Source organism: Corynebacterium sp. HMSC08D02 (assembly GCF_001807505.1).
GTDB lineage: Bacteria > Actinomycetota > Actinomycetes > Mycobacteriales > Mycobacteriaceae > Corynebacterium > Corynebacterium pseudogenitalium.
Genome location: NZ_KV789236.1, coordinates 96,713 through 121,112 on the forward strand (window position 1 = coordinate 96,713; position 24,400 = coordinate 121,112).

At 63.5% G+C, this 24,400-nt stretch carries 19 protein-coding genes and 1 tRNA gene; 12 read left to right on the forward strand and 8 right to left on the reverse strand.

What is annotated here, in order from left to right; translation table 11 throughout:
* Window position 1 precedes the first annotated feature (1 nt).
* Both HMPREF3170_RS01590 and HMPREF3170_RS01595 read right to left on the reverse strand, forming a co-directional pair.
* Window positions 2-514, reverse strand: coding sequence for a phage holin family protein (locus tag HMPREF3170_RS01590; protein WP_070363251.1), 513 nt, complete (start codon window positions 512-514; stop codon window positions 2-4).
* Window positions 515-595: 81 nt separating this feature from the next.
* Window positions 596-1,402 carry an HAD family hydrolase gene (locus HMPREF3170_RS01595; protein ID WP_070477314.1) on the reverse strand — a complete coding sequence of 269 codons (807 nt, stop codon included), beginning with the start codon at window positions 1,400-1,402 and terminating at the stop codon, window positions 596-598.
* 78 nt (window positions 1,403-1,480) lie between these two features.
* Here HMPREF3170_RS01595 and HMPREF3170_RS11645 point away from each other — a divergent pair, with 78 nt between their 5' ends.
* Genes HMPREF3170_RS11645 through HMPREF3170_RS01630 form a run of 7 tightly spaced genes read left to right on the forward strand, consistent with a single transcriptional unit; the run spans window position 1,481 to window position 5,761 of the window.
* Window positions 1,481-2,536, forward strand: coding sequence for a CpaE-like family protein (locus HMPREF3170_RS11645; protein WP_168161604.1), 1,056 nt, complete (start codon window positions 1,481-1,483; stop codon window positions 2,534-2,536).
* A complete protein-coding gene (locus tag HMPREF3170_RS01605; RefSeq protein WP_070477315.1) occupies window positions 2,536-3,624 on the forward strand; it encodes a TadA family conjugal transfer-associated ATPase in 1,089 nt (362 codons plus the stop codon). Before HMPREF3170_RS11645 ends, HMPREF3170_RS01605 begins: the two co-directional genes overlap by 1 nt.
* Window positions 3,621-4,370, forward strand: coding sequence for a type II secretion system F family protein (locus tag HMPREF3170_RS01610; protein WP_070477316.1), 750 nt, complete (start codon window positions 3,621-3,623; stop codon window positions 4,368-4,370). Before HMPREF3170_RS01605 ends, HMPREF3170_RS01610 begins: the two co-directional genes overlap by 4 nt.
* Window positions 4,371-4,405: 35 nt before the next feature.
* The gene (locus tag HMPREF3170_RS11890; RefSeq protein ID WP_256365839.1) at window positions 4,406-4,921 is read left to right on the forward strand and encodes a type II secretion system F family protein; all 516 of its coding nucleotides are present in this window, start codon (window positions 4,406-4,408) and stop codon (window positions 4,919-4,921) included.
* Window positions 4,922-4,955: 34 nt separating this feature from the next.
* Window positions 4,956-5,168 (forward strand): DUF4244 domain-containing protein, encoded by a 213-nt coding sequence (locus HMPREF3170_RS01620; protein WP_070363246.1) that lies wholly within the window; start codon window positions 4,956-4,958, stop codon window positions 5,166-5,168.
* A gap of 3 nt (window positions 5,169-5,171) precedes the next feature.
* Entirely contained in the window at window positions 5,172-5,435 is a 264-nt protein-coding gene (locus HMPREF3170_RS01625) for a hypothetical protein (RefSeq protein WP_070363245.1), read from the forward strand.
* 2 nt (window positions 5,436-5,437) lie between these two features.
* Complete coding sequence (locus HMPREF3170_RS01630; protein ID WP_070363244.1) at window positions 5,438-5,761, forward strand: Rv3654c family TadE-like protein; 324 nt, start codon at window positions 5,438-5,440, stop codon at window positions 5,759-5,761.
* 56 nt (window positions 5,762-5,817) lie between these two features.
* On the opposite strand, the gene HMPREF3170_RS01635 is transcribed toward HMPREF3170_RS01630, so the two are convergent.
* The 4 genes from HMPREF3170_RS01635 to HMPREF3170_RS01650 all read right to left on the reverse strand — a co-directional run bounded on the left by HMPREF3170_RS01635 (window position 5,818) and on the right by HMPREF3170_RS01650 (window position 10,407).
* Window positions 5,818-6,144, reverse strand: coding sequence for a type II toxin-antitoxin system HicB family antitoxin (locus HMPREF3170_RS01635; protein ID WP_070363243.1), 327 nt, complete (start codon window positions 6,142-6,144; stop codon window positions 5,818-5,820).
* Window positions 6,145-6,149: 5 nt separating this feature from the next.
* Complete coding sequence (locus HMPREF3170_RS11895) at window positions 6,150-6,494, reverse strand: hypothetical protein (RefSeq protein ID WP_240492752.1); 345 nt, start codon at window positions 6,492-6,494, stop codon at window positions 6,150-6,152.
* A gap of 422 nt (window positions 6,495-6,916) precedes the next feature.
* Window positions 6,917-7,714 (reverse strand): YwiC-like family protein, encoded by a 798-nt coding sequence (locus HMPREF3170_RS01645; protein WP_070477751.1) that lies wholly within the window; start codon window positions 7,712-7,714, stop codon window positions 6,917-6,919.
* Window positions 7,715-8,070: 356 nt separating this feature from the next.
* On the reverse strand, window positions 8,071-10,407 hold the full coding sequence (locus HMPREF3170_RS01650) for a DEAD/DEAH box helicase (protein ID WP_070477318.1): 2,337 nt from the start codon (window positions 10,405-10,407) through the stop codon (window positions 8,071-8,073).
* 158 nt (window positions 10,408-10,565) lie between these two features.
* Here HMPREF3170_RS01650 and HMPREF3170_RS01655 point away from each other — a divergent pair, with 158 nt between their 5' ends.
* A complete protein-coding gene (locus HMPREF3170_RS01655) occupies window positions 10,566-10,769 on the forward strand; it encodes a cold-shock protein (RefSeq protein ID WP_070363240.1) in 204 nt (67 codons plus the stop codon).
* A gap of 216 nt (window positions 10,770-10,985) precedes the next feature.
* Here the strand turns inward: HMPREF3170_RS01655 and HMPREF3170_RS01660 are convergent, their stop codons facing one another.
* Complete coding sequence (locus tag HMPREF3170_RS01660; protein WP_070477320.1) at window positions 10,986-11,612, reverse strand: DedA family protein; 627 nt, start codon at window positions 11,610-11,612, stop codon at window positions 10,986-10,988.
* A 157-nt stretch (window positions 11,613-11,769) separates the two neighbouring features.
* On the opposite strand from HMPREF3170_RS01660, the gene topA reads away from it, so the two are divergent.
* Window positions 11,770-14,622, forward strand: a complete 2,853-nt coding sequence (gene topA / locus HMPREF3170_RS01665) for a type I DNA topoisomerase (RefSeq protein ID WP_070477322.1) — start codon at window positions 11,770-11,772, stop codon at window positions 14,620-14,622.
* A 9-nt stretch (window positions 14,623-14,631) separates the two neighbouring features.
* On the opposite strand, the gene HMPREF3170_RS01670 is transcribed toward topA, so the two are convergent.
* A complete protein-coding gene (locus HMPREF3170_RS01670) occupies window positions 14,632-16,158 on the reverse strand; it encodes an adenylate/guanylate cyclase domain-containing protein (RefSeq protein WP_070363236.1) in 1,527 nt (508 codons plus the stop codon).
* 47 nt (window positions 16,159-16,205) lie between these two features.
* Between HMPREF3170_RS01670 and HMPREF3170_RS01675 the strand changes: the two genes are divergently transcribed.
* The 3 genes from HMPREF3170_RS01675 to HMPREF3170_RS01685 all read left to right on the forward strand — a co-directional run bounded on the left by HMPREF3170_RS01675 (window position 16,206) and on the right by HMPREF3170_RS01685 (window position 24,324).
* Entirely contained in the window at window positions 16,206-17,399 is a 1,194-nt protein-coding gene (locus tag HMPREF3170_RS01675; protein ID WP_256365838.1) for a DNA polymerase III subunit delta', read from the forward strand.
* 49 nt (window positions 17,400-17,448) lie between these two features.
* Window positions 17,449-17,521, forward strand: a tRNA-Thr gene (locus HMPREF3170_RS01680).
* Between the two features lie 608 nt (window positions 17,522-18,129).
* Window positions 18,130-24,324 carry a G5 domain-containing protein gene (locus HMPREF3170_RS01685; protein WP_070477326.1) on the forward strand — a complete coding sequence of 2,065 codons (6,195 nt, stop codon included), beginning with the start codon at window positions 18,130-18,132 and terminating at the stop codon, window positions 24,322-24,324.
* Window positions 24,325-24,400 lie beyond the last annotated feature (76 nt).

Below are 24,400 nucleotides of genomic sequence, written 5' to 3' on the forward strand. Positions count from 1 at the left end.
CCTAGTTCGAGCCCGTGTAGAGCCCCGAGCTGTCCTTGGCAAGGTTCTTCTGCGCCTGGCCTGGGCGCAGGTTCTTCAGCTCGTTGACGGAATCGATGGTCTTCTTCGGCGCGCGGATCTTCTTCAGGCTCTTCACGCCGACCAGCGCCAGAATGCCCGCCAGGGCGATCATGATGGCGAAGACAATCAGGAACGCCCAACCCCGGTGCATCCAGGAGGACAGCATCTCGGCGAACGCGAAGAAGAGGAAGAAGGAGGAGTACAGGGCGATAACACCCGCGACGCCCAGGAGGCCGCCGCCGACGGCGCCCTTCTTGGCCTCGCCGATGACCTCGGCCTTGGCCAGCTCAATCTCGCCGCGAACAAGCGTGGAAACCTGCTCGGAGGCGTTCGAAATCAACGTACCGATGGAGTCCTTGCCCGGGTGGGTGACATCGGTGTCGTGCAAAGGAATCGAGTTAACCTTTGCGGACACTGCGGACGTTCCACTGGTGTACAGACCTTCGTTGCTCACTGTATGTTCAACCTTCCTGCGATTATTGAATGCACTCAACCCTAGCAACCATTGATGGGATTTGTCGCACACCCTCAGGGCTTAGGCAGACTTATCTTTCTTAATGGCCTTCGCCAGCAGCGTCCCTGCCACGGCTAACGCGGTCACGCCCGCGATGACGGACGCCCCGATACCGACTTCTTTCGCGTTCGGCATCTGGATCAGCGGCTCCGGGTTTTTGAACGTCTGCACGTCCCAGCCCTCCGCCTGCGCGTGCTTGCGCAGCGCCCGGTCCGGGTTGACGGCGACGGGGTTGCCAACCAGCTCCAGCATGGGGATGTCGGTGGCGGAGTCGGAGTAGGCGTAGCTTCGCTCCAGGTCGTAGCCGTGTTCGGCGACGAATTCGCGGATGGCTTCGGCCTTGGCGTCGCCTTTGAGGTAGCGGGTGATGCGGCCGGTGAGGGTGCCGTCGACAACCTCGACCTCGCTGGCGACGATCATGTCGATGCCCAGCTCCTTCGCAATCGGCGCGACCAGGATATTTGCCGACGCCGAGATAATAATGACGTCGTGGCCGAGCTCGCGGTGCGCCTCGATGAGCTCGCGGGCCTCCGAGTAGATCGCCGGGGTGATCACGTTGTGCATGGTCTCGGTGGTCACAGCGGTGACATCCTCGACGCTCCAGCCGGTGATCATGTTGGCCAGGTTGTCGCGGGTGGTGTCCATCTTTTCGCTGCTCTGCCCGATGAGCATGTAGGCGGCTTTGGTCAGGTAGAGGTCCAGCGCTTCCTGGCGCGTGATCATGCCGTTGTTCAGGAACTCTTTGCCGAACGCGAACACGGACGAGGTGGCGATGATCGTCTTATCCAGATCAAAAAACGCCGCTACCGGTGCCGAGTTCGAAGCCATGAGGCACATTCTAACGCCACATACACGAACGCGTTTGGGTGTGCAGAATGTTATCCACAAATCAGGGTCGAGCGTTCAGTGAACAGGGGAGTTATCCACAGGCGCGTTCCAAATCGTTGTGGGGCGGTTGTGGCGTGGGTGATGCTCGAAGCCATGAGCACGCACAACATCACCATCGCCGTCAACGACGCGGCACTGCACCCCGAGGCCATGCACCTCGCGGCGGCAACAGGTATGCCCGTCACCGACCTCAGTAGCGCCGAGCCGGCGGAGGTCGCCCGCCGCTGTGAGCAGGCCTTCGCCATACTTATCGACGCCCACTTCGCCACCCACCTGCCACCCGCGGTACTGCGCCGCCCGAACTGTTTCGAGCTCGGCCAGCAGCGTGGCGCCTACGACGTCCCGGACCAGTCCGGGCAGCTGCTGCGCGCGCTCGGGGCGCTGCGGACACCGAAGGAGCGGGGTCGGGTGATCGGCGTGGTGGGCGCGTCCGGCGGCGTGGGCGCCTCAACATTCGCGGCGGCGTGCGCCAGGGCCGCGGCCCCGTCGACCCTGGTTGATGGGCACGCGCACTCCGGCGGGCTGGACCTGCTGCTCGGTATCGAGGAGGAGATCGGCGCCCGGTGGGGCGAGATCGCGATCGGGGAGGGCGCGGTCGCCCGCGAGGACGTGCGCCGCGCGCTGCCCGTCACCCCGGACGGCGTGGCGGTGATGACGTGTAGCAGGGAGGTCTCCGGCGCTGGTCTCGGGGATGATGCGGATGAGCTTGAGGCGCTGGTGGAGGTGCTCGGCACCGGCGGGGTGACCGTGGTGGACGCCCCGTGCGCGCAGCTGCCCGCGCGCTGCGACGTAGTGGCGATCCTGGTCGCGCCCCAAGTCAGGGCGGTGTCCGCGGCGGCGCAACTGGTCGCCCAGTGCGAGCGAGCAGGACTGCGGCACGTGCTGGTGGTCAGGGACATCGGGTGGGCTGGCATCGGCGTGGACGAGATCGCCGCCATTGCGGGCTCGCGGGTGGTGGCCACCATCGGCCAGGTGCGCGGGCTGACGAAGCGCGTCGAGCAGCGCGGCCTACCGTCGCGCTTGCCCGCGGGGCTTGCGAAGGCGGCGAAGGCTGTGCTCGAGGAGGTGGCCTAATGGATCGGGACTTGTTACTGCGCGTCCAGCGTCGCATGGCCGACGAGCCCGGGGAGATCGATGCCACCCGGCTTGCGGCGCTAATCCGCGAAGAGGCCGTCGTCATCAGTGACGTGGACGTGCTGGCCGCGATGCGCCAACTTCGCGACGACACCTCCGGCGCCGGGCCCCTGGAGCCGCTGCTCGTCGGTGGCGGGGTGACCGACATCTGCGTCAACGCCCCCGACCGCGTGTTCGTGGACCGCGGGCACGGCCTCGAGCGCAGCGAGATCCGCTTCGACTCCGAGGAGTCCGTGCGCCGCCTGGCCACGCGCCTCGCACTGCGCTGCGGGCGCCGCCTTGACGACGCCCAACCCTACTGCGACGGACATTTCCGCAGGCCGGACGGCTCGATTATCCGCTTCCACGCGGTGCTGGCACCCACGGCCGTGGCAGGCACGTGCCTGTCGCTGCGCGTGCTGCGCACCACCACCGCCACCCTCGACGAGCTGGTGGCCAGCGGCACGATGGACGAGGAACGCGCCGAGATGCTCCGCGAAATCGTGCGGGCCCGGCGCGCCTTCGTCATCGTGGGCGGGACCGGGTCGGGCAAGACGACGTTGCTCTCCGCGATGCTCGCAGAGGTGGCGCCGCACGAGCGGATCCTGGCGATCGAGGACACCCTGGAGCTGACCCCGAACCACCCACACGTGCTGAACCTGAATACGCGGGCGGTGAACACGGAGGGCGCCGGCCAGGTGACGATCGCGGACCTGGTGCGCCAGTCGCTGCGGATGCGCCCGGACCGGATCGTGGTGGGGGAGATCCGCGGTGCGGAGGTGACGGACCTCCTCGCGGCGCTGAACACCGGTCACGAGGGCGGCGCTGGCACCTTGCACGCCAACGCGATCGAGGAGGTCCCGGCCCGGTTTGAGGCGCTCGCCGCGCTCGGCGGGATGGGGCGCGACGCCCTGCACGCGCAGCTCGCGCCAGCCCTGGACGCGGTGATTGTGATGCAGCGCCGCCCCGACGGCCGCCGCGTCCTGCACCAGATCGGCGTCTTGGAGGGCAACCCGGTGTCCACACGAGTGATCTGGCAGCGGCCATGACGTACCTGTTCGCATTCGCGGCCTGTGTGGCCTGGACGGGAGGGGTGCCTGCGCGCCGGATTCGCCCGCGCGCGGTGTCCTGGGGGTGGGTGCCGCCGGTGGTGCTCGCGGTGGCGCTGCTGGTCATCGTGACGGATCGCGCGGCGGTGGTTATCGCTGCGGCGCTCGCCGGGGCGACGGTGCTCTACGCCTACTCGCGGCGCCGCGCCGGGCAGGCGTTGGTGCGGCGCCAGGAGGCAGCCTCGCAGTTCCTCGGCCACATCAGCGCCAGCCTGCAGGCAGGTTCCTCGCTTCTCGACGCCACCCTTCGCGCCACCGACCAACTCCCCGACACCACCCCCACCGACCTGCTTGCCGACGCCTCCCTGTTCTGCCACGTGCTACGCACCGGCGACGCCGCGGGGCTTCGCACCCCGGAGCTGTCCCGGGTGGAGGCGCTGTGGCGGGTCGGGGTGCAACGCGGCGTGCCGATCGCCTCCCTGGTCACCGCCGCACGCGAGGAGATCGACGCTGCGCTGCGCCACCGCGCCGCCACCGCTGCGGCGTTGGCCGGGCCAAAGACGAGTGCGGTGGTGCTCTCCCTACTTCCGCTGGCAGGGATCGGGATGGGGGCTGCGATGGGGGCGCGCCCGCTGCACTTTTTGGCCGGCACCAACCTGGGCGGGGTGCTGCTCATTGTCGGTACCGCGCTGGTGGGGGCCGGTTTCTGTACGTCACAACACATCATCGAAAGGGCAACCCAATGAGTACGTTTGTTACCGCTTTGTGCGTCGCCGGCGCGATGGTCGTCTCCGGGAGCAGTCCGCGCGGCCGGGTGGGGCGCGACGTGCCCCGTGCGCCGAAGACCCCGCGGGACGGGCCGTCGCCAAGCCCCGGCAGGAGCGCAACCGACATCCGGCTCTTCGCGGCGTGCTGCCGCGCCGGCCTGCCGGTTGCCGCCGCCGCGGGCGCAGTGGCCGACACCCACGGCGAGGACTCAAGCCCATGGCACACCGTGGCGGCGCTCAGCGTGCTCGGGGCCGACCCGGCACGCGCCTGGGCGGAGCTGCACACAGTGCCGGGCGGGGAGGAGCTCGCGCACCTGGTGGCACTCTCCAACGCCACCGGCGCCACCCTCGCCACGGGTTGCGAGCGCATCGCGGTCAGCCTGACCGCGGACGCCGCCGACCACGCCACCGCCCGCGCCGAGCGCGCCGGGGTGCTCATCGCACTCCCACTGACCGCTTTCTTCCTGCCGGCGTTCTTCGTCCTCGGCTTGGCGCCCGTGGTGGTCAGCCTGGGCCAAACCCTGTTTTAAAACACCAACAACTAATAAGGAGATAAAAATGTCTATGAATCTTGTTCACGCTGCAGCTGCCCGAATTATCACGCGCATGCAGGCGAAACTATCCAACGACGACGGGCTTTCGACCATCGAATACGCCTTTGGTACTTTGGCTGCCGCGGCCCTTGCCGGGGTGCTCTACATGGTGGTCACCAGCAACGGCGTCTCCGACGCCATCGAAGGCGTGATCACCGACGCGCTGACCAACAAGCCGGGCTAGCCCATGAACACCATCGAGGCAGCGCTCTCCCTGAGCGCCCTGGTGGTCGTCGCCGGTGTGATCGTGGCGGCGCTGGCCGCGATGGGCGCCTACATCTCGGCGGTGGACATCGCCGGGGCCGCAGCCCGCGCGCACGCCATCGGCCTGGACTACGACCCGCCCGCCGGGCGCGTGACCACCCAGGAACGCGGCGGCATGGTCACCGTGACCGCCCGCGTGCGCGGCATGGAGGCCACCGCCGTCTTCCCAACCGAGTTCGGAGGCTAGACATGCTTGGTCAACTCCGAAGCGACGAAGGCTCCGCATCTGTCACCACGGCGGGCATCATCGCCGCGGTGACCGCGCTGGCTCTTGCGGTTGCGGCGGTGGTTGCCGGGGTGGCGAACACCCATCGGGCGCGCGTCGCCGCCGACCTCGCAGCTGTCGCCGCGGCCACCGCCCTCTACCAAGGTGTCGAGGCCTGCTCCACCGCCAACGACACCGCCCAGGCCAACGGTGGAAGCGTCGACACGTGCGAGGTTGACGGGCCGGACGTGCAGGTCAGCGTGCGCGTCGGCCGGGCCGTGCAGAAGGCGCGCGCCGGGCCGGTCTAGCAGGTGAGTGGCGTCTCGTCGTGAGCATCTCAGTGCGCGTGTGGTCTGTGCGCCAGTTAGACGGACGCGAGTTTTTGATTGACTAGTGCGTTGAGAGAAATTCCCTCTGTTTTAGCGGCGATAACCAACCGCCGATGCAGCGACGGAGACGTGCGCACGTTGAACTTCCCCGAATAGTTACGACTCCCCAATGGCACGGGAACCACCTCGCCGGAGGCCTCCATGTCTTCGACAACCTCAGTCACAAGATCAATCAAACCGCGCTCGGCCTGGTGCCGATCTGCATCCAGCCAAGACAATGAGGGGAACTCAGCCACGGTCGCCACGTACTCCTGATCTTCTTCCGACCAGGAGACTTGATAGGTGTACTTATTGATGTCCATGCTGGCTACTCCGATTCACTCTTCTGCGTGCCTAGTTTCTCAATTGCTTCGAGAACCTGGTTCACTTGATATGGCTTGGCCTTGCCCTTCGCATTTTGAATATTGACACGAGGGTCACCCGGCCACGGGGTCTTGTAGGTTTGAACATCGATTATTTTATGAGGAAAAGCATATATCGGCGCGGGTAAGAAGCCCTTGAACTTATTTAGGTTTTGGTTCGCAATATTTGTCCCAGACGGCGCGATCCACAATTCTTCATTATTCCCGACATTCCTTGATGGACACGTACCCTTCCCGTTCGTCCCCGGGAAGGCATAGTGGCTGCTTTCCGAAATTCTCTCTTCGCTCATTGATGGAAAAAACAAATTGCGAAAACCGGGGAATGATCTGCGTCGATGGGAATGAATCTCTCAAGGCGTACGTGATATCCCAGCCCGCGTCATACCATTGAAATCTATCGAATTGGTCTTTCCAGCGCGGGCGCTGATGAAAGCTATCGGGTTTCTCGAGAAAATTATCCTGAAATTCCCTCGTCCACTCAAGGATTTCGTTTCCTAAAGCTGGCTTAATCCCTATCTCCTCAGGAAGATAGAACCCTAGGTTTTTAGGCTCAGAGACTACTAGTTCTTTAGACGGCCATAAAGAGCTTGGATGGCTATACTCTGGACGAAGCAGAATTTTTCGAGAGGACATAAACTACAGTATCCCAGCTTTACCGCCAGAGAAGCGGAAGATCTGTGATACACCCTGCTCAATCTGGTCAGGCGCCGCTCTATCCGGTGAGCAGCACCCCAAGTGCCGCGAGCGCCGCCAGGACGCACGGCACAACCTCCGCCTTGCCGATGTCCTTGGCGGTCCACCGCTTCCCGCGACGCGCGCTCAGTGGGAAGTACAGTGCGCGGGCCAGTGCCAACACCAGTACCGCGACCATCCACCAACCGAACCCAACAAGGACGGCATACACGACCATCACCACGATTGCCACCACGTGGTAGCCGATACTGAACGCCAACATGGCGCTGCTGCCGCGGTCACGCACCATCGTCTTAACCAGCGGCACCGTCCCGGTGAAGTAGAGCGCCAAAAACGTCGTTGCCACCATCGCCGGGCTGGACCAGCCAGTCGGCAACCCGGCTAGGTGCGCGATCACCGCGACCAACAGCGCGGAGGCGACCGTCGTCGCTGCGCCACTGGCCAGCGAGCGCGGCCTGCGTTGCAGTGTTTCCCACACAGCGATCCAGACCAGCGGAGCGTAGCACCACGCCCACTCGAGCACCGACGGGTCGAGGACGACCACGATCGCTACCGCAACCAGGGAGATCGCTCCGTAGGTGAGTACCGGCGGCATGTACTGGCGGCGACGCTCCACAGTGCGTGCCCGGGCCGCCTGGCCGAACGTGAAGAACGCGCAATATCCAATAAACCACGCAATCAACAACCACACGATCGCGGCCGGGAAACGCTCGGTGCCGAACGCGACGCCAAGGGTCCCCACAATGGCGGGGGTGAGCGCCATCGCCCACGCGCCGTGCTGGTTTGGGATCCACATGCGGAGTGTGCGTTTATCCATGCCCCGCAGTGTATCAATCAAAAGGACTACGATTAAGCTGAAAAATCAATAACCCCGGCGATTTACTCCTACTTTCGTAGTGCAGGGATCGTTCCGGGGCTTTCGAGGTAAAGGATAGCATTTCCGCTCGCTAGGGGCTGTGATGGATTTTGGTGCGTGCTGCGCCAAGGTGTGCACCAAAATCCCGCTTTTCGGGATGGCGCCGTGGCGTTTCCCCAGGTCGCGACCCCTGCGCAAAGGGATTTGGTGTCACCCCAGCAGAACCGAGTGACAAAGGACGCAACCCACTTTTTGCGACCTGGGCTTTTGCCGGATTCGGCCGACCGGATTGCGTCCTTTGTCACTCGCTCCCCGATCTATGCACCAAATTCCCGGTTTTCTGCGTCCACGGATGACGCCTTGCTCAGGAGCCCCAACACCTTCAGCGCCGCCTGCTTATCCAGCGGCTGATTCCCGTTGCCGCACTTTGGAGACTGGATGCAGGACGGGCAGCCGTGCTCGCACGGGCAGGACTCCACTGCGCCGTAGGTGGCGGTGATCCACGTGTGGAAGCGGGCGAAGCCTTCGTCGCTCATGCCGGCGCCGCCGGGGTGGCCGTCGTAGACGAATACTGTGGGCAGCAGCGTGTCTTGGTGGAGGGCCGTCGATACGCCGCCGATGTCCCAGCGGTCGCACGTGGCGATGAGGGGCAGCAGTCCGATCGCCGCGTGCTCCGCCGCGTGCAGCGCGCCGGGCACCTCGCCCGCGCTGATGCCCAGCGAGTCCAGGACCAGCGGGTCGATCGTGTAGGCGACCGCTCGGGTTTCCAGGTGTTGCGCGGGCAGGTCCAGCGGGATGTGTTCGCTGACCGATCCGTCCGCCAGGCGGACGACGTAGCCGGTGACGCGGTCGGTGACCTCGACGTCCACGCTGGCCACCCACACGCCCTTCGCAAGCTGGCGGGTCTCGTGAGCTTCGCCCAGGATGCGGATGTCCGTCGTGGAACGGGCGCGGGTGGTGTAGTCGGGCTGCGCGGGCTCCACGAGCGCTACGTAGTCATCCAGGTTGAGCTCCTGCACCACGAAGTGCTCGCCCTGGTGTACGTACACGGCGCCCTCGTGGACCTGGGTGAGGGCGCGGGCGGCATCGACGGTGCCCAGGAGGCGGCCGTCGCTGACGTCCACGATCATCACCTCGGCACCAGCACCGCCGCGGATAGAGACGGTCACCTCAGCGTCGGGCGCCGGGAACCAGCCGCGGGGACGCTTGCGCAGCAGGCCCTCCTCGCACATCTGCTCCACCACGTCGTGGGCGCCGAAGTCGTCGACGTCCTTCGAGGTCAGCGGGCGCTCAAGTGCTGCGTGGTAGAGGTGGCCGCGCAGGATGTACGGGTTCGACGGGTTGAACACGCTGCGCTCCACCGGGCGTCCCAGCAGTGCCTCGGGGTGGTGCACCAGGAAGGCATCCATCGGCTCATCGCGGGCAACCAGCACCACCAGCGATCCCTGCCCGCGGCGTCCCGCCCGGCCCGCCTGCTGTCGAAACGACGCCACCGTCCCCGGATAGCCCGCCATCACCACGGCATCCAACCCGCCGACGTCGATACCCAGCTCAAGCGCGTTCGTCGTGGCCATGCCCAGGATGTCGCCCTCGTCCAGGGCGCGCTCCAGCGCACGACGGTCCTCTGCCAGATAGCCCGCCCGATACGCCGCGATCCGCCGCGCGAAATCCGGCCGCCCCGCAGCACTCAAGTCCTCCTGCGCGCGCATCGCCACAATCTCCGCCGCCGGCCGCGAGCGCACAAACGTCAAGGTCCGCGCCCCCTCACGCACCAACCAGCCCATTATCGACGCCGCTTCCGTCGTCGCCGCGTACCTCACCGGGGCGCCGTGCTCACCCTCCGCGCCCTCGATGAAACCCGGCTCCCACAACACCACGGTGCGCTCGCCCGTCGGCGCCGTATCCACATCCACCGCCCGAACCGGCCTGCCGCACAACAGCTCCGCGTGCTCCGCCGGGGCTGCCGACGTCGCCGACGCAAACACCAACGTCGGCTCTGAACCGTACGCGCGGGCGAGGCGAAGCAGGCGTCGAAAAACAAGAGACACATTGGCGCCGAACACCCCTCGATAAGTGTGCGACTCATCCACCACGATGAAACGCAGGTGGCGCAACAGGCGCGCCCACCGCTCGTGCGAACCAAGGATGCTCGCGTGCAACATGTCCGGATTCGTGAACACGAACCGCGACTGATCCCGAATCGCGCGCCGCGCATCAACCGGCGTATCCCCGTCATACGGCGCCGGCGTAATCCCAGGCAGATCCTTCGTCAAGGCAAGTGTCGCCTGCAACTGATCTGACCCCAGCGCCTTCGTCGGCGTGATGTACAGCGCACACGCCCGCTCGTCTGCCGCCAACGCAGACAGCACCGGCAGCTGATACCCCAACGACTTACCTGACGACGTCCCCGTCGCCACCACAACGTCCTCACCCCGCCAAGCCGCCTCGGCGCACTGCTGCTGATGGCGAAACAGCCGCTGAATGCCACGTTGTTCGAGTGCGTGACGCAGCGCCGGATGCACCCACTCGGGCCACTCGCCGTACTCCGCCGGGCGCGCCGGAATCTCCTCCACGTGCGTGATCGTGGAGTGGGGGAACTGCTCGCGAAGCCCGCGAACGAGCTCGCCCCCAAAAGAACAAAAATCCTGCTTCATGACACAGCAAAGTATGCCAGTTTGTGGCACACTGGTTGGCAGTAACAAATTTTGTGCGCGCCTTCAAAGGTGCTCGCGAGGGATTGTTTACGCGGGCGCCAGGACATCAGCCCTGGTGGACGGCTTCATTTATCCATCTTTTGAAAGGGAACACACCAATGGCTACAGGCATCGTGAAGTGGTTTAACGCAGAAAAGGGCTTCGGCTTCATCGCTCCAGACGACGGCTCCGCCGACGTCTTCGTCCACTACTCCGAGATCCAGGGCAGCGGCTTCCGCACCCTCGAGGAGAACCAGAAGGTCGAGTTCGAAATCGGCGAGGGCGCCAAGGGCCCACAGGCCCAGCAGGTCACCGCTCTCTAATCTATATAGGTGCACACCCCGGCTCCGGCCGGGGTTTTTGCTTTTGAGTTCCATTCACGTGCCAGTGCCAATAGACGCAATTCCTTCCGGGGGATTCGAGAAAAGCCCAGGTCGTGAAAAGCGGGGTGCGTCCTTTGGCACTGGCTCCTGTTTACTAGCACCAAATTCCCTCGCCGAAATTAGCCACCTGGGAAGCACGCGCGCAGCACTCAAGACCTACACGGCGGAGACGCCGCGCCGGACGTCAAAAAGTTCGAAGATGTAGGACTGGATGCGCTGCATGATCCAGCCGACGAGGGCGCCGAGGGCGATGCCGACGATCATGCCGAGGAGGGGGAAGTCGGAAAGGAGGGAGCCGCCGGCGTAGCCGAGGCCGACGGAGAGGCAAGCCCAGATGATGACGCCGATGGTGTCGTAGAGGAAGAAGGCGAACCAGTTGTAGCGCACGCTGCCCAGCACGATCGTGGCGACCCACCTGGCCCAGGGAAGGAACCTGGCGACGAGGACGGTGATGCCGGCGCCGCGGTTCATGTTGCGGCGCACCCAGTCGATGGCTTGGCCGGCTTTGGAGTTGGGGTCGAGGCGGTCGACGACGTGGATGAGGCGTCCGCCGAGGAGGAAGCAGATGTTGTCGCCGATGATGCCGCCGATGATGGCGGCGGCGATGATGCCCCACGCGTTGGGGACGCCTTGGGATGCGGAGAAGGCGCCGGAGAGGTTGAGGACGGTTTCGGAGGGGATGAGGGGGATGAGTGCGTCGCCGAGGATGAGGAGTATGACGAGTGGGTAGAAGAGGGGTGTGCCCATCAGGGTGTGGAGGAAGCCGATGAGGGAGTCGATCATCTGGGGTTTTACCTCCTTGGGTGCCCGATGGTGCTCATGGGGGTTCAGTGTAGTTGGTGGGGGTGAAAACGAGGAGTTGTAGGGTTGCTATTCATATTGTCTGATACAACTTATGTGAGTTAACGAACATAGTTCTTGAAGTGAGGTGTCACGAAGCGTGGCTGAAGACGGCAAGACCCTCGTCATCGTGGAGTCCGCGACGAAGGCGAAGAAGATCCAGAAGTATCTGGGGAGCGACTACATTGTGGAAGCTTCCGTGGGGCACATTCGTGATCTTCCGGGCCGCGCTGCTGACATCCCTGCGAAGTACAAGAAGGAACCGTGGGCGAAGTTGGGTGTGAATCCGGAGTCTGGGTTTGCACCTATATATGTTGTCAGTCCTGACAAGAAGAAGAAGGTCGCTGACCTGAAGGCGAAGTTGAAGCAGGCGGACAGGCTGCTGCTGGCGACAGACCCGGACCGTGAGGGTGAGGCGATCGCGTGGCACTTGCTGGAGACGTTGAAGCCGAAGGTGCCGGTGGAGCGCATGGTGTTCAACGAGATTACGGAGTCGGCGATTCGGGAGGCTGCGGAGAATACCCGCGAGCTGGATATGGATCTTGTCGACGCCCAGGAGACCCGTCGCATTCTGGACCGGTTGTATGGCTACGAGGTTTCTCCGGTGTTGTGGAAGAAGGTCATGCCGAGGCTGTCGGCGGGTCGTGTGCAGTCGGTGGCGACGCGTGTGATTGTGGAGCGTGAGCGCGAGCGCATGGCGTTTATCCCGGCGGAGTATTGGGATGTGACTGCGACGTACGGTGGGGGTACGGCGTTTGATGCGAAGCTTGTTGCGATTAATGGTTCGCGGATTGCGCAGGGCAAGGACTTTGATGATCGCGGTCGGCTGAAGGGGTCGGCTGAGGGGGTTGTGGTCGTCGATAAGCAGGTGGCGGAGGAGCTTGCTGGGGCGCTGAAGGGCACCTCGATGACGGTGAGCAATGTGGAGGAGAAGCCGTACAGCCGCAAGCCGTACGCACCCTTTATGACGTCCACCTTGCAGCAGGAGGCCGGGCGGAAGCTGCGGTTTACGTCGGCGCGAACGATGCGTATTGCGCAGCGTCTGTACGAGAACGGCCACATTACCTATATGCGTACGGACTCGACGTCGCTGTCGCAGCAGGGTCTGTCGGCGGCGCGGGCTGCGGCGACGGAGCTCTACGGCGCGGAGTACGTGGCGGACAAGCCGCGTATCTACGACCGGAAGGTGAAGAACTCGCAGGAGGCGCACGAGGCGATCCGCCCTGCTGGTGAGCGGTTTGCTACGCCGGGTCAGCTGTCGAAGGTGCTTGACGCGGAGGAATTCAAGCTTTACGAGCTGATTTGGCAGCGCACGGTGGCCTCCCAGATGGAGAACGCTCGCGGGAACTCCACGAAGGTGACTGTTGCGGGCGACTTCGATACCGAGTTCGCTGCGACCGGACGCACGATTACGTTCCCGGGCTGGCTGCGCGCCTACTCGGATACGCGCGATAGCGAGACGCACTTGCCGCAGCTCACTGCTGGCGACGAGCTGCCGACCACCGCGATTTCGGCGGATGGGCACTCCACGAACCCGCCAGCCCGCTACACGGAGGCGAGCCTGGTGAAGAAGATGGAGGACCTTGGGATTGGGCGTCCGTCGACGTATGCGTCGATTATTAAGACGATCCAGGACCGCGGCTACGTCTTCTCCCGCGGCAACGCGCTGGTGCCCAGCTGGGTGGCGTTTTCCGTGGTTGGGCTGTTGGAGAACAACTTCGACGCCCTGGTGGACTACGACTTCACGTCCTCGATGGAGGACGAGCTCGACGAGATCGCGCACGGCAACGAGGACCGCACGCGCTGGCTGACTAGCTTCTACTTCGGCGACGCCGACGCCAGCGACAAGACCGCCGAGGCGATCGCGCGCCGCGGTGGCCTCAAGCACATCATTGAGGACAACCTCGAGCGTATCGACGCCCGCCAGGTCAACTCCCTGAAACTCTTCGACGACGCGGAAGGCCGCGCCGTCAACGTGCGCGTGGGCCGCTACGGGCCATACATGGAACGCCAGGTGGGCGTCACCGCCGACGGCGAGCCGGAGTACCAGCGCGCCAACATCCCGGAGGCGACCACGCCTGATGAGGTCACCCTGGAACTGGCGGAGAAGCTGTTCGCCACCCCGCAGTCCGGCCGCGAGCTGGGCGTGAACCCAGCCAACGGGCGCACGGTGGTGGCCAAGGAGGGCCGCTTCGGCCCGTACGTCACGGAGCAGCTCGGCGACGACGAGCTGGAGAAGGCGCAAGCCCACGCCGAGGAAGTCATCGCCGAAGAGCGCGCCGCCGAGGACAAGCAGCGCGCCGAGGAAGGCAAGCGGAAGAAGAACTGGGACACCAAGACTGCCGCGAAGCAAAAAGAAAAGCGCATGACCGAACTTGTCGCGGAGCAGCTCAAGCCCGCCACGGCGTCCCTGTTCCAGTCGATGGACCCGGCCTCTGTCACGCTTGAGCAGGCGCTGCAGCTGCTGAGCCTGCCGCGCGAGGTCGGCGTCGACGATGGGGAAGTGATCACGGCGCAGAACGGACGCTACGGCCCGTACCTGAAGAAGGGCAGCGATTCGCGCTCCCTGGCCAGCGAGGAGCAGATCTTCAACATCACGCTGGAGGAGGCACGCCGTATCTACGCGGAACCGAAGCGCCGCGGACGCGGGGCTGCGAAGGCGCCGTTGAAGTTGCTCGGGGATAACGACGTGTCCGGCAAGCCGATGTCCATTAAGGACGGCCGCTTCGGCCCGTACGTCACCGACGGCACCACCAACGCGTCCCTCCAGCGCGGCGACACCCCGGAGACCATGACGGACGAGCGCGCGAACGAGCTGCTGTCTGCGCGCCGGGCCCGCGAGGCGGAGAACCCGAAGCCAGCCAAGAAGGCCGCGCGCAAGACCACGCGGAAGAAAGCGACGAAGAAGACGACGCGCAAGAAGGCAACGAAGAAGGCCGCGAAGCGCTCGTAAGCGGGGCGGCTAGTAGCGGTCCGCCAGGGTGGAGCGCACCGGGCGGGCCAGCTGCGTCATGCGGTTGCGCCCGCGCAGCTCCACGGATTTCATCAGCGTCCAGCGCTGCTGCTCAACCTCGTTGGCGGCACGCAGCGTTGCGGCGTTGGTGAGCACGCAGCCTGGGGTGTCCTTGGCCAGTTCGGTGAGGCGGGCGGCGGCGTTGACGGCGTCGCCGATCACGGTGTATTCGAAGCGGTCGGACCCGCCGATGTGGCCGGCGACCACGTGCCCGGAGGCCACCCCGATACCTGCCTGCAGCTCGAGGCCTGCCAGTTCGCGGCGTAGTTCGCGGGCGGCCTGGAGGGCGTGGGAGGCGGCGTCGTGGATGGAGACGGGCGCGCCGAACACGGCCAGGGCGGCGTCGCCCTGGAACTTGTTGATCACGCCCTTGTTGCGGTGCACCACCTCAACGACGATCTCGAAGAAGTTGTTCAGCGCGGCCACGACCTGCTCCGGGGTGTGGTTGACGGCAAACGTGGTGGAGCCGATGACGTCGATGAACACGACGGCCACGCGGCGGTCCTCCCCGCCGAGCTCCGGCTTCTCCTCGAGGGCCTTCTGGGCGACCTCGGTGCCGACGTAGCGGCCGAAGATGTCCCGGACGCGCTGGCGCTCGTTGAGGCCGCGCATCATCTCGTTGAACCCGGCCTGCAGTACGCCGATTTCGGAGCCGTCGTAAATGTCGACCTGGGTGTTACGCTCCCCGCGGCGCACCTTATTGATGGCTTCCTGCAGCTCCTTGATGGGGTCCACCACGCTCATGATGGCGAACGCAGTGCCGATGAAGCCGGTGGCCAGCGCGGTGAGCGTCAGCGCGAGGACGGCTGGCATGAGCTCGCCGGGGCGGTTGTAGAAGAAGCCGTGGCGCTGCGCGAAGAACAGGGCGAGCACCCCGAACATTGGCACGGCGGAGGTGGTGAACCACGTCAGGTAGAGGCGGTGCTTGATCGGCGGCTCCAGGGTGGAGTCCTCGAAGCGCCGCGCGAGTGCCGACGCCGCCACCGGCCGCACCAGCCGCTCTGCCTGCAGGTACGTCATCACGGCGGTGACGAAGCACGCCAGCGACGTGGACCCCAACGTCACGATTGCCAGCTGGTGGTCGATGCGCCAGGCGGCCACGGTGATGATCATGATGCCGATGGCCCACACCCCGACCACGATCACGGTCTGCAGCACCGGGATGCGCATGACCAGGTTGCGCACCATGTTTGGGTCGTGGTCGTCGGGGCTGAGCTGCCACTCGAGCACCGGCCGGAACAGGAAGAACGTGACCACGATGCCCACGAAGATGGCAAAGCAGAAGTAGGCCGCGCCGAGGAAGCCGAGGCTTTCGTCGTGAATGTTGAGCTGCTGCACCTCCCGCATGGGGATGAGGAACCGCACGAACAGCATGATCAGCACGGCGCCGACGACGTTGGTTCCGAGCACAGTTGCGGCGTAGAGGGGCCACGAGGTGCCCCACAGCCATTTGAAACTGCGCCAGAATCGTTCCATGCTGTAACACTTTAGCGGGTTTTCTCCCTGCTGTACGCTTGGGGCTTGTGCCTACCGTGAGTCAATTACTTGCCGACGCCCCCTCCGTCCAGCAGGTCATCATGAACGCTGCCGCGGCCGCCCGGGGGATCGGCGACGCGCGAGCCATGACGCATTCCTGGCTGTTCACGGGGCCTCCTGGTTCGGGGCGTTCCAACGCGGCGCTCGCGTTCGCGGCGGCGCTGGTGTGCACGGACCCAGACGAGATCGGCTGTGGGCGCTGCAAGGGCTGTCGCGACGCGCTGTCCTCCCAGCACACCGACGTCATGCACGTGGTACCCAAGGAGCTGACGATCAAGGTGAAGGAGACCCGCGAGTACATCGCGCAGGCCGCCCGCATGCCGACGGTCGCCCCCTGGCGCGTCCTGATCATCGAGAACGCCGACCGTCTCGGCCAGGACGCCTCCGACGCGTTGCTGAAAACGGTGGAGGAGCCCCCAGCCCACACCGTCATTATTCTGTGCGCGCCGTCGACGGACCCGGAGGACTTCTCCCAGACGCTGCGCTCCCGCTGCCGGCACCTCTATATCCCCGCGCCCTCCGAGGACGAGGTGGTGCGCATCCTGATGCAGGAGGAGGGCGCCACGGAGTCCGACGCCCGCCTGGCCGCCGCCACCACGCTGCGCCACGTGGGCCGCGCGCGTCGGATGGTCAACGACAAATCCGTACAGATTCGCCGCGCCCAAGCCATCAACCTTGCCGAGTTGGTCTTCCACGGCGCCCAGGCCTTCCAGGCCGTCGCCTCCCTAGTGAAGGCCACTGAGAAAACCGCCGTCGAGGACTACGCCGAGGAGGACGCCGAGGAGCGCGCCAAACTCGAGCAGGCGCTCGGCGTCGGTGCGAAGGGCAGGGGAGCGGCGAAGGCGCTGCGCGGGGCGTCCGCCTCCGTCAAGGCGCTCGAGGCGAGCCAGAAAGCGCGCGGCACCCGCCGCAAGCGCGACGTCTTCGACCTCATCCTCGTGGACTTCGCCGGCATTTACCGCGACGCCCTCGCCGTCCAGTCCGACGCCCAGGTCTCGCTGACCCACCCCGATTTCCAGCCACTCGCCGCCGAACTCGCCGAGAAGGTCCGCCCCGAAGGACTCGTGGCGTGCCTCGACGCCATCGCCCAGTGCCGACTGCGCCTCCAACAACAGGTGAGCCCCGTCGTGGCGTTCAACGGGATGCTCGGCCACATCCGCCTCGCCTGCGACGCCCGCTGACCTGGTAGTTTCGCGGATTCTTAGCGGTGCTGTAATATTGTGCAGCGTTGCCACCTTAGCTCAGTCGGCAGAGCGTCTCACTCGTAATGAGAAGGTCGCGAGTTCGATTCTCGCAGGTGGCTCAGGGGAAACCCCAGCTAGAACGCGGTTTTAGCTGGGGTTTTGTTATGCGTGGGTGTCAAAGTCCATCGTCCCCGTACCAGCGCGTTCGTTGGAATTATTTCAGATGACCACTTCGACGACTTGGTAAAACGTTACGAGAAAGCGCAGACAGTCTGGGCCGGGACCAAAATAGTTCGCGGAACCGGGAACCATTTCGTAGCCGAACCGGTCAGCGGTAGCACGCTCTCTGCGAAAACTTAGCGTGACTTATATTCATGGGCATAGGGCACACACAGCGCGCTTTACGCTGTGTGGCAGGTCTCGCCAATGTATCGACGCCCTCTTTGCCCCACTCCCTGTTTCCACCACTGCAGAGGTCAGTCTGGCAAGAAAATTAAACTCGCCCCCGCCCGTACGGAAAATGCGAATACGCGGGGTGTTTTTCTGGTTCCATGGACCGTCGCGGTGGGGGTGCTGTGAAACATATATCGACATTCGTTATACCTATTCACTAGAATAGATGGCTATCTACTGCTGGAAATACCATGTCAGTGGCACTTTTACACCAGATTCAGGAAGCTGGTTGTTTTTATCAGTATTTTCTGAAGCAATTATGAGGAGTAAATTAATGGCCGAATCATCTCGGCGTTTACGTAAGTCAACGTCTACTGGCATCGCGGCAACATCCGCGATCGCGCTCGCGCTTGGCGGCCTGAGCGTCGTCGCACCTGGCCCACTTGCACCGGAGGCTGCAGCCGCCACACTCTCCGGCGGCATCCGCGAGAAGTCCGGCGCGGTGGAGAAGGACGCCCAAAAGGCCTCTGACCTGCCGGCCGGCTCGTGTGTTGTCTCGGACACCACTCCGGATGGCAGCCAGGCTGGTTTCAGCTGGAACACCCTGGAGCCGTCTGCGACCAGCCCCGACAAGAAAGCCTGGGGCTTGAGCGTCTCCTTTGATAATTCGAAGGACCGCACGTTCGCCGATTGGGGCTTCACCAATTCAGGTCTTATGGGTGCGTATCTCGACACAGGTCAAGTCCAGTCGATGAATGTCGGCCAGACCTTTCTTGGCAACAATGTCACACACAAGGCCGATGAAGCCCTCATCATTAATGGCACTAGGCAACAGCGAAACCTGAACCTTTTCGCAGAACTGACCAATGCGGAAGTCAAGCAGTTCGCTGAGGCCACTGCCGCGAACCCGGTACGTTATGCTTGGCAGGGAAACTATACGAAGGAAAATCCGGGTGGGCCAAGGGCCACCCGGGGGGGAGACAGTGTATCCTTCACTGCCGTTGTGAACCCGTGGCCGAGCGAGAACATCGAATGTAACCCGATCACGGTGTCGTGGGATACTCCCGATGTATCCGAGAACCACGTGATTGTCCCTGGAGAAGTATCCAAGGTCGGTAAGATCAACGTTCCTGCTGTGACCAGCGGTGGCACGGATGACTCCATGTCCCGCATGGTCGTGGAAGCCTACGACGGCAACGGCAAGTTCATCGGCACCACGGACCCGGCAGCATCCGGCGGCGAGCAGCTCCTGCGTATCGACAGCAAGACCGGCGATATCTACTTCACCTGGCCCGAGTACCGCGGTACCGACCTGGCAACTGACAAGAACGTGAACTTCTCCGTTCTGGCGAAGCCGCGTAACGTGGACCAGCTCCAGGCCGCTGGTGAGAACAACAATGAGTTTGGCACCACTCAAGTCTTCGACAGCTCCAACTCGCTGACACGCTACAATAAGGCGAACGTCATCGGCTCCCAGGCGTTTTCCCTGGATAACACGGATGAACATAACCCTCGGTATGACAAGGTTGACGCCACGATCATTTCCGGCGTCGATAGCGCTACCGGACCGCTGGCTACCGAGCCGCAGAGGGTCACCTTCACCCAGACCCCTGACCTGATCAAGGAGCTGGCGAAGAAAAAGGGCGACGGTGGCTTCGAGGCGAAGGTCGCCCTGGATAAAACGTACGTTTACGACGGCTGGACCGTCGAGATGGACGAGAACTACAACGTCACCGTCACCGCACCGGAAAACCCGAAGCCGGGCACCTTCGCGCAGCCCAAGATCACGCTGGAGTACTCCAATGGCTCCACCGATGTTCTCCAGCTCTTGGTGGTCGTTGACCCGAACAACACCCAGGTCACCGACCTGGTACGCCCGGGGCTGACCAAGGGCAAAATCGGTGAGGACCTCACCGCGCAGGTGGGCACCAAGTCCATCATGAAGGGCCACAAGCCAGTCCACCCAGCAAAGTTTGAGGTTGATCCGGACACCGTACCGTCCGGCTGGACCGTCACGGTCGATGCGACCGGCAAGGTCACCGCGAAGGCAGACGATTCTGTTGCGCCGGGCACCGTCATCACCCCGAAGGTGAAGGCAACCTACCCTGACCAAACCACGGATGAAATCGAGACCCAGTTCCAGGCGATCGTGGACATCAAGATCCCTGAGTACGACACGGTGACCAACAAGCCGAACGCCAAGGTCAGCCTGATCCCGAACGTTCCTGAGCGTGGCCTCAGCGGTAACACCTCTGACGAGGCTCCGAAGCGCTACACCTTCGAGAACGGTCAAACCACGAATACCCTCACGAGTAAAGAGGGCAAGACGTGGACCGTAAAGATCGACGAAAAGACCGGTAAGATCACCACGACCATCCCGAAGGATGCGCCGGAAGGTGACATCCTCGACGTGCCGGTTCTCGCGCACTACGACAATGCGGACAAGCCGCAGAAGGTCAAGGGCACCGTCGTTGTGATCAAGGGCGACGTCGCCCCGCAGTACAACGTGCAGGTCACCGGCCCGAACCAGGCTGTTGACCACCAGGTGACGGGTGCGCCGCAAGACTCGACCTACTCCTTCGGTAACGACGAGGACGGCAATCCGGTCACGGAGCAGGAAGTCGACGGCTGGAAATACAAGATTGACCCGAAGACCGGTGTTGTGTCTTCCACCCCGCCGGCAACCGCTAAGCCGGGTGACAAGAAGACCATCACGGTGACGGTCCAGACTCCGGACGGTTCCCGCCCAGAGGTCCCCGTCACCACTGTGGTGAAGCACACCAACAGCTGGGAAGCTGAGCCGGTATACCCGGTGGAAACTGTCTACCCGGGTGAAGCTGCAACGTTGCCAGTTGATCTTCAAAAGCCGGAGGACGTCAACGTCGCGAAGGAAAACCCCTACAAGCTGGGCGATGTTCCGGCTGGTTGGAATGTCAGCATTGACGACAATGGCCGGATCACTGCAACCGCACCTGCGGATGCAAAGCCGGGCACGCAAGTCAAGATTCCGGTCACCGTGACTTACGAAGACGGTTCTACGGATATTGCATACGCTGTCGTCAATGTCCTCGGACTTCCGGAGCGTGAGGAACCGTTCGAGGTCGAGTACAAGTTCGACGAGTCCCTCCCTGCTGGTGAGTACAAGGTCGAAACCAAGGGTGAGCCGGGTGCAGCCAAGATGCACAAGGACGGTACCTGGGAGCGTACCAAGGCACCGAAGAACGAGGTCGTCGTTATCGGCACCAAGCCTGCCGAGAGCGCCAAGGACATCGAGTGGAAGTTCCCGATCCCGTACCCGACCGAGGTTCGCGAGAACCCGGAGCTCAAGCCTGGCGAGATGAAGACCGTCCAGGAAGGCGAGAACGGCGAGAAGACCTACACCGCTAAGTTCACGTCCAAGGGCTCTGAAGCACAGGTTGCTGAGGAAGAGACCACCAAGGAAGCCAAGCCGCGCATCATCGAGGTCGGCCCGGGCATCCCTGATCAGGAACTGACGAGCAAGAAGACCCAAGAGGTCCCGTTCGAGATCGAGTACGTCTACGACGACACCCTCGAGTCCGGCAAGCAAGTTGTCGACGAAGAGGGCGTCCCGGGTGAGCAGACGATTACCTCCACCCAGAAGATCAAGGATGGGAAGCCGGACGGCGAGCCGAGCATCAACATCGAGCAGACCAAGGCCCCGAAGAAGGCCAAGATCCGCATCGGTACCAAGACCGCCGGTGAAACCAAGAAGACCGTTGAGTCTGAGGTTCCGTTCGGCGTGAAGATCGAGTACGACCCGAACATGCCTGCTGGCACGTCCGAGGTAGTTACTGAGGGCAAGCCGGGTAAGAAGACCACCACGGTCACCCAGAAGGTCACCAACTCCCAGCCGGATGGCGAGGCCACCGTAGAGGAGAAGGTCACCGAGCAGCCTGTCGATCAGGTGATCAAGGTCGGCACCAAGCCGTCCGAGACCTCTGAGAAGGTCGAGTGGAAGGCGCCAGTTCCGTTCGAGGTTGAGACGCGTCCGAACAAGGATCTGAAGCCGGGTGAGATCAAGGTCGTCCAGAAGGGCGAGCCGGGTGAGAAGACCTACACGGCCAACTTCACCTCCAAGGGCGACGATTCTTCCGTGAAGCCTGAGGAGAAGCAGACCAAGGACCCGGTCAAGGAGATCATCGAGTACGGTCCGACCACTCCTGACCAGACGCTGACGTCGACAAAGACACGCGAGGTCAACTACGAGACCGAGTTCATCGTGGACAACACGGTGCCGGTCGGCCAGACCAAGGTCGAGCAGGAAGGCGAGAAGGGCGAGGAGCTGATCACCTCGACCCAGAAGATCAAGGATGGCAAGCCAGACGGCGAGCCGAACATCACCGTCGAGCAGACCAAGGCACCGAAGAAGAAGATCGTCCGTGTCGGTTCCATGACCAATGGCACGTACGAGCTGGAAGAGAAGCTGCCGATCCCGTTCGACACCGTCGTTGAGTACGACCCAGAGATTCCGGCTGGCGAGTACAAGATCGTCACCAAGGGCCAGCCTGGTGAGAAGACCACCAAGATCACCCAGACGATCGAGAACAGCAAGGTTGTTGATGCCAAGCGCGGCGAGACGACCAACTCTGAGCCGGTCACCGAGGTCATCAAGGTCGGTACCAAGCAGGCAACTGCATCCGACAAGGTGGAGTGGAAGGAGCCAATTCCGTACCCGACGGAGCTGCGCCCGAACTTGAACCTTGCCCCGGGTGAGGTGCGAGTCGTCCAGCAAGGTAAGGACGGCGAGGCAACCTTTACCGCGACATTCACCGGCACCAACGGTGAGGCCGCCAAGACGGAGGAGACAGCTCGCACCGAGCCGACTCCGCGGATCGTCGAGTTCGGCCCAGGCCTTGAGGACGACAGCGTCGTCTCCAAGACCACCCGCCTGGTCGAGTTCGAAACCGAGATCGTCGAAGACCCGAACCTTGAAGAAGGCAAGCAGGTCATCGAGCAGGGCGAGTTCGGCGAGGAGGTCGTCACCTCCACGCAGAAGCTTGTCGACGGCAAACCATCCGGCGAGCCTGTGGTGAAGACCGAGCGTACGAAGGAGCCGAAGAAGGCGATCATCCGCGTCGGCACCAAGAAGCCTGCGAACCCAACACCACCGACCGATGAACCGGAGCAGCCGACGCCGCCGACCGATGAGCCAGGGCCGTCGATCGATCCGAAGGAAGTCGAGCTTCCGTACACCACGAAGATCATCTACGACGAGACGCTCGAGCCTGGTCAGGAAATCGTGGACCAGGAAGGCGCAAACGGCAAGGTTGAGGTGACCGTCGAAAAGGGTCAGCCTTCGGTGAAGGTCGTGAAGGAGCCAGTCGAGAAGATCATCCGTGTTGGCACCAAGCCACCTGCGGATATCGAGTGGAACGAGCGAATCCCGTTCGAGGTGAAAGTCAAACTTGACCCAACCATCGAGGCTGGCAAGCACAAGGTCGAGCAGGAAGGCAAGCCAGGCCTGGTCCACCACAAGTCTGACGGCACCGAAGAGACGCTCGTAGAGAAGCAGGATCACGTCATCCTCATCGGCACCAAGAAGCCGAGCGAAGACCCAGAGAATCCAGACCAGCCTGAGCAGCCGACGCCTGGTGGCGACCTGGAGATCAAGGTCCGCTACACCACCCGGATTGTCTACGACCCGAGCCTGAAGCCAGGCGAGGAAGTCGAGGATGTTGCGGGTAAGGACGGCCGCTACACCATCAAGGTTGTCGACGGCAGCCCCGTCGCCGAGATGGTGGAGAAGCCAGTTGAGCGCGTTGTTCGCGTTGGCACCAAGCCACCGGCGGGCACCAGCTGGACTGAGGAGGTCGCCTACGACTACGAGGTCGTTGAGGACCCGAACCTCGAATCGGGCAAGCACGAGGTTGTGCAGCCGGGTAAGCCTGGTCAGCGCATCCATAAGGAAGACGGCAGTGTCGTCGAGGTTGCTCCGCAGAAGCTGATCATCAAGGTCGGCACGAAGAAGAACCCGACTGACCCGAGCGAGCCTTCGAATCCGAACGAGCCTTCGACTCCTGCAGAGCCAGGCGCCAACGCCTCGTCCGAGAAGGCGAAGCGCTGCGCTGCGAACGCGTTCGCGGTCAACAGTCCGCTGCTGTGGCTGCTGCCAATCGGTCTGCTTGCTGGTATCGGCTACGGCGTGAACGAAGCGTTCGGCCCGCAGCTGCAGCAGGCTGGTGCTGAGCTGAACGCCCGCTTCCAGGAGTCCATGCCAAAGCATGACTGGGGCCACGGTCAGCAGGGTCGCCGTCACGAAGACCCGGAGTGGGTCCGTGAGCTGCGTGCGAAGGCTGACGCCGTGAACCGCCAGTTCGCTGGCTACGGTGAGCAGCTGCGCCCGCTGGGTATCGCGCTCGGCGCGATTGCTGCGGTCAGCATGCTCGGTGTCCTGATCGCCCAGGCGTGTGAGGAGGATGGGTTCAACAACGGCCTGACCATCCTCGGCTCGTCGAAGGGCGACACGCCTGCCGACAAGGCCAAGGCCGGTTCTTCTGAGCAGAAGTAAACCGCGCAGAGCCGAATGAAAGGCGCCACCCACACCGGGTGGCGCCTTTTGGCGTTCCACAACCGTTGAGGGTTTG